A 5,249-nucleotide genomic window follows, 5' to 3' on the forward strand; every position below is an offset into this window, starting at 1 on the left:
CACGTACGAGATCCCGCCGATCCGGCCTTCACCCGCGTCTTCGCCCACGAGCGCTCGGTGGCCGACGTCGCCTTCGACCCGAAGGGCCGGCGGCTCGCGGTGGCGACCTATGGCGGGGTCTGGTTCTGGTACGCCCGCATCGCCGACCAGAAGCCCGCGGTGTTCAAATGGGCCGGCAGCCACGTGGCTGTCTGCTGGAGCCCCGATGGCAAGTTCCTCATCAGCGCGATGCAGGAGAACCAGCTCCACGGCTGGCGGGTGGCCGATGAGAAGAACCTGCGCATGGGCGGCTATCCGGCCAAGGTGAAGAGCCTGGCGTTCCTCTCGAAGGGCGCCCTCATGGCCACGTCGGGGGCCAATGGCGCGGTCTGCTGGCCGTTCGCCGGGGCCACCGGCCCAATGGGCAAGCAAGCCGCCGAGGTCGGCTACGACGAGGCCGCCATCACCACCCGCATCGCCACGGCCCCCGCGACGTCGTGGCTGGCGGCGGGGCTGGACGACGGCCGCGTCTGGGCCGCCGACGTCACCGGCCAGCGGATCCTGCCGCTGAAGGCCGAGACGGGCCCCGCGATCTCTGCGCTGGCCATGAGCCCCGACGCCAAGCGCGTCGCCTGGGGCGACGAGGACGGTAACGCCGGGGTCGCGGAGGTCGGGTGAGGGGGCCGCGGGCGGACCGGGCGGAGCGGCTCGCCGGCTACTTCGAGGCGCAGCTGCGGCTGGCGCGGCGGATGGTCGAGCTGACAGGCGCGCCGCTGGCGGAGACGGCGCTGAATTTCACCAACCTCAGCCGCCGCTTCGGCTTGGGGTCGGGAGAAGCGGCGGCCGCCAGTGAACCCTGGCTCACCTACGCGGTGAGGCTGGAGGGGCTCGACGACCTCAGTGACCAGGTCGCGCTGACGCAGGCGACCTGGCTCGGGCGACCGCAGGAGCCGTGGCCGCAGCCTGGGCAGGTCAGCTTCGGTTGCTTCGCGCACGAGCCGCCGGATGAAGCCGGCGCGGTCAAGATCCACTTCTATAACCGAGACACCGACGAGTCCGGCGGGCCGCTGGCCGCGATGAAGGCCCACCGCCGGCGCGGCGAGCTGGCGGCCATGGTCGCCCACATCCGCGAGACTTACCCCGAGGCGAGGGCGATCCGTGGCGCGTCGTGGCTCTACAACCTCGAGGCGTATCGGCGGCTCTTCCCTCCGGGGTACGTGGCGACGCGCGAGGCCTTTCGGGGGCGGCCGCACCTGACGGGAACGTCGCACTGGGGCCAGCTGATCGACAGCCGCGAGGCCATCCGGCCCGACGTGCGCGACGCTTTCGTGGCCAACCTCGAGACCCTGGATCCCGAGACGCCGTGGCTGGCGTTCCCGTTCAGGGCATTGATCGTCTCGGCGTCGCTGGAGACGTTCGAGTCGTTCTACGGCCTGCCCCAAAGCTGAACCCTTGGGGCAGGCTCGCTCTTCGAACGCTGGGACCCCTACCGGATCGCGATCGGGTTGATCACCACCTGCACGGTGCCGACGAACCGGGGCGCGCCCAGGACGAACAGGAACTCGCCGACGCCGTCGGCCGCCAGCTCGGCGGTGTTGATGTTCTCCAGGATGTGCACGCCGCGCTTGGCGAGCAGGGTCTGGTGCACGATCCACTCCCGCTTCGGGTCGGCGAACGGGATGTGCTCAAGCGCCACCGTGTCGGCGCCGATCGCGACCACCCCCTGGTCGGCCAGCCAGTGGGCGGTGTCCTCGCCGATCCCCGGCTCGGTGGCCAGGAATTTGGCCTTGTCGGTGTCGGCGGTCTTCAGCCAGCCAGTGTGGAAGATCACCACGTCGCCCTTGCCGATGGTGAGGTTCCTGGCCTTCAGGACGGCCTCGATGTCGGCGCGCTTGATCACGTGGCCGCCTTCAAGCATCGCCTTGCCCTGATACTTGGCCATATCGAGCAGGATGCCGCGCGTGACGATCGGCGGCAGGCCTGAGAGGTCGAGCTTGGCGAGGCCCTTGGGCGTGCGTAGGTCGGCGCCCTTCAGGCCGTTGTAGTAGCGATGGTCGATGCCGAGGTGGCCGAAGCCGTCCAGCTGGGTGCCGATGCCCATGCTGGTGGTCACCTTCTCGTCGTGCGCGGTGACCTTGTTGTCGCCTTGCGGCGGATCGCCGGCCGGAGGCGTCTGGAGGATTTCGATGCGGTAGGCGCGGTCGCCGTACGCCGGGCTGTCGGGACCCGTGGGCACGCCCAGGGCGTAGGTCTTGCCGGTCTTCACCAGGCTGACGGCGCGCTTCACGCCCTCGGGGGAGAGGTTGTTCAGGGCGCCCCTCAGGTCGTTGGCCCCGTACTTGGAAGGATACCAGGTCTCCTGCGCGGCGGCGGTGGTGGCGGCGCCTGTCAGCAGCGCGGCGAGCAGCAGTCCGCCCAGGCGGATCGTGTTGGTCATGGTTCCTCTCCCTTTTCGGGACAGCCTGTCACGACGCGGCGGCTCGGCCAAGCTTTGGGGGGCTGGCGTTCTCGTCAGCCGGGCGTCAGGCTTCGACGATGCGTTCCAGCACCAGGACCTGGCGGGCGGGACGGGCGCGGCGTGGGTCGATGCGGCGCAGCTCTGCGAAGGTCAGGTGCGGGTGAGTGCGGGTCAGCTCGCGCAGGCGCCCGATGGCGACGGGCGCGTAGGCGGCCGCGACGCCGGCCGCGTCGGCGATGACGTCCGGCAGCGACATCTCGCGGCCGACCAGGGCCTGAGCCATCTCGCTGGCGATGGCGACGCCCAGGGCGTAGCGGACCACATCGGCCGAGCGCGAGCGCGGGAAGGCGGCCAGCGCCAGCACCGTCAGGGTGTAGGCCAGGATGGCGTGGGCCACGGTGTCGGGGAACGGCAGGTTCAGGTCGGCGTAGCGGAACGGGCCAGCCAACGCGACGGCGGCCGCCACGGCGGCCAGGACGCCCCCGCGCCGTAGCGCGGTCATCACGAGATGAGGTGTCAGGCGCATCGCATTCTGCCGGGGAGCCAGCGGGCAGGATGGCAGGGCCGGGTGAAGGCCGGTTGAAGCGGCGTGGTTAGCGGGCGGTCAATTCCGAGCGCCGGGTGACGCCGATCGCGATCAGGGCCTGGCCGGCGAAGTACAGGCCCCAGACCGCGACGTGGATGGGCGGGATGTCCAGGGTCGGGCGACCGGTGCGCAGGAAGATGAGCAGGTCGGAGGCGGCGAACATGATCGCCCCGGCCGCCACCAGGGGACGTGGGAAGCGGCTCAGCCAGGCGACCGCTACCATGGCGCCCAGGCCAGCCGAATAGGCTGCGATGGGTCCGGCGGTGGCGCGGTTCAGGGGGAACAGGTAGGCGGTCAGGACGATGAAAATGAAGAGGGCGCCGGCGTAGGTCAGGCTACCGAAGCTCAGCGGCCGGCGGTTCCTGAGGTAGAGGCCGATGGCGACCAGATGGCCCACGAGGAACGCCAGGCCCCCCGCCACGAAGCCGTGGGTCTCCAGGAGCACGTCGCCCAGGGCGCCGAAGGCCAGGAGGACGGCGAGCAGCCAGCCGTCGAGCGAGCGCGCGCTCAAGGCGGCATAGAGCGCCAACAATCCGACGCCCGCGCCCTTCCAGGCGATGGCCGCCGCCGGCGGCAGGGGCAATACCCAGGAGCCGATGTAGCTGATCCCGGCGGCGAGGGCGGCGGCCAGGACCAGCGCCCTCAGACTCACTCGAAGCCCTGCAGCTGGCACCACACGTCGACCGGGTCGCGGGTGGAGCGCCAGGCGTTGATCGGGTGATCGGGGTCGCGGTAGCCGAGCGCCATCCCGGAGAAGACCATGTGGTCCTCGGGCATGCCCACGTGGGCGGCGACCGTCTGCGGATAGCGGGCCCAGTACTCCTGCGGGCAGGTGTCGAGGCCGCGCTCGAGGGCCAGCAGCATGACGTTTTGCATGTACATGCCCAGGTCCGCCCACTGGGGCGGGCCCAGCTTGCGGTCGAGGGTGAAGAAGAGGCCCACGGGCGCGCCGAAGAACTCGCCATTTTTGGCCAGCTGGCGCAGGCGGGCGGGCTTGTCCTCGCGCGGGAGCGAGATCGAGGCGTAGAGCTCCTCGCCGTTCTGGAAGCGGCGGGTGCGGAAGGGGTCCCAGAGATTGGGCGGGTAGACGTCGTACTCGGGGGTCTCACCCATGGGGTTGGCGGCCACCTTGGCCTTGAGGGCCTCGATCGAAGCGCCGGCGATCCCGTAGATGCGCCACGGCTGCAGGTTGCCCCCACTGGGGGCCCGGGCCGCCAGGGTAAGGATTTCGGCCACCAGGGCGCGGGGCACCGGGTCCGGCTTGAAGGCCCGGACGGAGATACGGCCGGCGACGGCGTCGGAAACGTTCATGGCTGCCCCATTCTGCAGAATCGCGCCTAGCATCCAGCCCCAGGGTCAGGGCAAGCGGCAGTGTCGAGAACACGAGGGGCTAAACCGGCGGCGAAGGCAACGCGGCCGAAGGGAGGCGGGTTCGCCCGGCTGGTGAAGGGCGTGATCATCGTCCTCCTGGTCGTGTTCCTGATCGGGCCGGTCGCCGTGGTGGCCGTCTACCGGTTCGTTCCGCCGCCCGTGACCTGGCTGATGGTGCAGCGTGTGTTCGAGGGCCGCGGCTTCGAGCGCCGCTGGGTCCCGATGCGCGAGATCTCCCCGGCTCTGGTGCGGGCAGTGATCGCGGCCGAGGACGCGCGGTTCTGCGAGCACGGCGGCTTCGACTTCGCGGCGATCCGCAAGGCCATGGCCGCCAACGCCGCCGGAAAGACGCTGCGCGGCGGCTCCACGATCAGCCAGCAGACGGCCAAGAACGTGTTCCTCTGGCCGGGGCGCGACTGGGTGCGGAAAGGGCTGGAGGCCTGGTTCACGGTCCTGATCGAGCTGGGCTGGGGCAAGCCGCGGATCATGGAGGTCTATCTGAACTCCATCGAGTGGGGGCCGGGCATCTACGGCGCCGAAGCGGCGGCGCAGGAGAACTTCGGCGTGCCCGCCAGCCGACTGACGGCGGCGCAGGCGGCCCGGCTGGCGGCCATCGTGCCCAAGCCACTGTCCTGGAGGGCGGCCAAGCCCGGACCCTACGTCCGCAGCCGGTCCGGCAAGATCACCCGCAACGCCGGAATCGTCAGACGCGAAGGGCTGACGAGGTGCGTCCTATAACTGTTTCGCGTATCGCCGATGGGCATTACGCTTAGTAGTTGTGTCGAGTCCCCGACACTATTCGATAAGATATCGACGGTTGTCGCTTCAGTTTCAGCAAAAACCTTGGCAAGAGTA

Annotated in this window: 7 protein-coding genes; 3 read left to right on the top strand and 4 right to left on the bottom strand. The window is 70.0% G+C overall.

Going from position 1 to position 5,249, the window contains the following annotated elements; translation table 11 throughout:
* Both QZV94_RS16975 and QZV94_RS16980 read left to right on the top strand, forming a co-directional pair.
* Positions 1 to 657: WD40 repeat domain-containing protein (locus QZV94_RS16975; protein ID WP_293679297.1), on the top strand; the 657-nt coding region annotated here is incomplete at its 5' end.
* Positions 654 to 1,427 (top strand): hypothetical protein, encoded by a 774-nt coding sequence (locus tag QZV94_RS16980; RefSeq protein ID WP_293679299.1) that lies wholly within the window; start codon positions 654 to 656, stop codon positions 1,425 to 1,427. The genes QZV94_RS16975 and QZV94_RS16980, both read left to right, overlap by 4 nt.
* 38 nt (positions 1,428 to 1,465) lie before the next feature.
* Here QZV94_RS16980 and QZV94_RS16985 read toward each other — a convergent pair whose 3' ends face one another.
* The 4 genes from QZV94_RS16985 to QZV94_RS17000 all read right to left on the bottom strand — a co-directional run bounded on the left by QZV94_RS16985 (position 1,466) and on the right by QZV94_RS17000 (position 4,334).
* Positions 1,466 to 2,416 (bottom strand): cyclase family protein, encoded by a 951-nt coding sequence (locus tag QZV94_RS16985; RefSeq protein WP_293679301.1) that lies wholly within the window; start codon positions 2,414 to 2,416, stop codon positions 1,466 to 1,468.
* A gap of 85 nt (positions 2,417 to 2,501) precedes the next feature.
* Positions 2,502 to 2,963, bottom strand: coding sequence for a hypothetical protein (locus QZV94_RS16990; protein ID WP_293679303.1), 462 nt, complete (start codon positions 2,961 to 2,963; stop codon positions 2,502 to 2,504).
* A gap of 67 nt (positions 2,964 to 3,030) precedes the next feature.
* A complete protein-coding gene (locus QZV94_RS16995) occupies positions 3,031 to 3,675 on the bottom strand; it encodes a lysoplasmalogenase family protein (protein WP_293679305.1) in 645 nt (214 codons plus the stop codon).
* Positions 3,672 to 4,334: a nitroreductase gene (locus QZV94_RS17000; protein ID WP_293679307.1), complete on the bottom strand. Its 663-nt coding sequence runs from the start codon at positions 4,332 to 4,334 to the stop codon at positions 3,672 to 3,674. The genes QZV94_RS16995 and QZV94_RS17000 overlap by 4 nt, the downstream gene beginning before the upstream one ends.
* Positions 4,335 to 4,466: 132 nt before the next feature.
* Here QZV94_RS17000 and mtgA point away from each other — a divergent pair, with 132 nt between their 5' ends.
* Positions 4,467 to 5,132: a monofunctional biosynthetic peptidoglycan transglycosylase gene (gene mtgA, locus QZV94_RS17005; protein WP_367254685.1), complete on the top strand. Its 666-nt coding sequence runs from the start codon at positions 4,467 to 4,469 to the stop codon at positions 5,130 to 5,132.
* The last annotated feature ends 117 nt before the right edge of the window (positions 5,133 to 5,249 follow it).

The sequence above is a fragment of the uncultured Phenylobacterium sp. genome (assembly GCF_902826855.1).
Classification (GTDB): Bacteria; Pseudomonadota; Alphaproteobacteria; order Caulobacterales; family Caulobacteraceae; genus Phenylobacterium.

Bases quoted from the DNA above. Each gene is read 5' to 3' on its own strand.
- QZV94_RS16985 (WP_293679301.1), bottom strand. From the start codon at position 2,416: ATGACCAACACGATCCGCCTGGGCGGACTGCTGCTCGCCGCGCTGCTG.
- QZV94_RS16990 (WP_293679303.1), bottom strand. From the start codon at position 2,963: ATGCGCCTGACACCTCATCTCGTGATGACCGCGCTACGGCGCGGGGGC.
- QZV94_RS17000 (WP_293679307.1), bottom strand. From the start codon at position 4,334: ATGAACGTTTCCGACGCCGTCGCCGGCCGTATCTCCGTCCGGGCCTTC.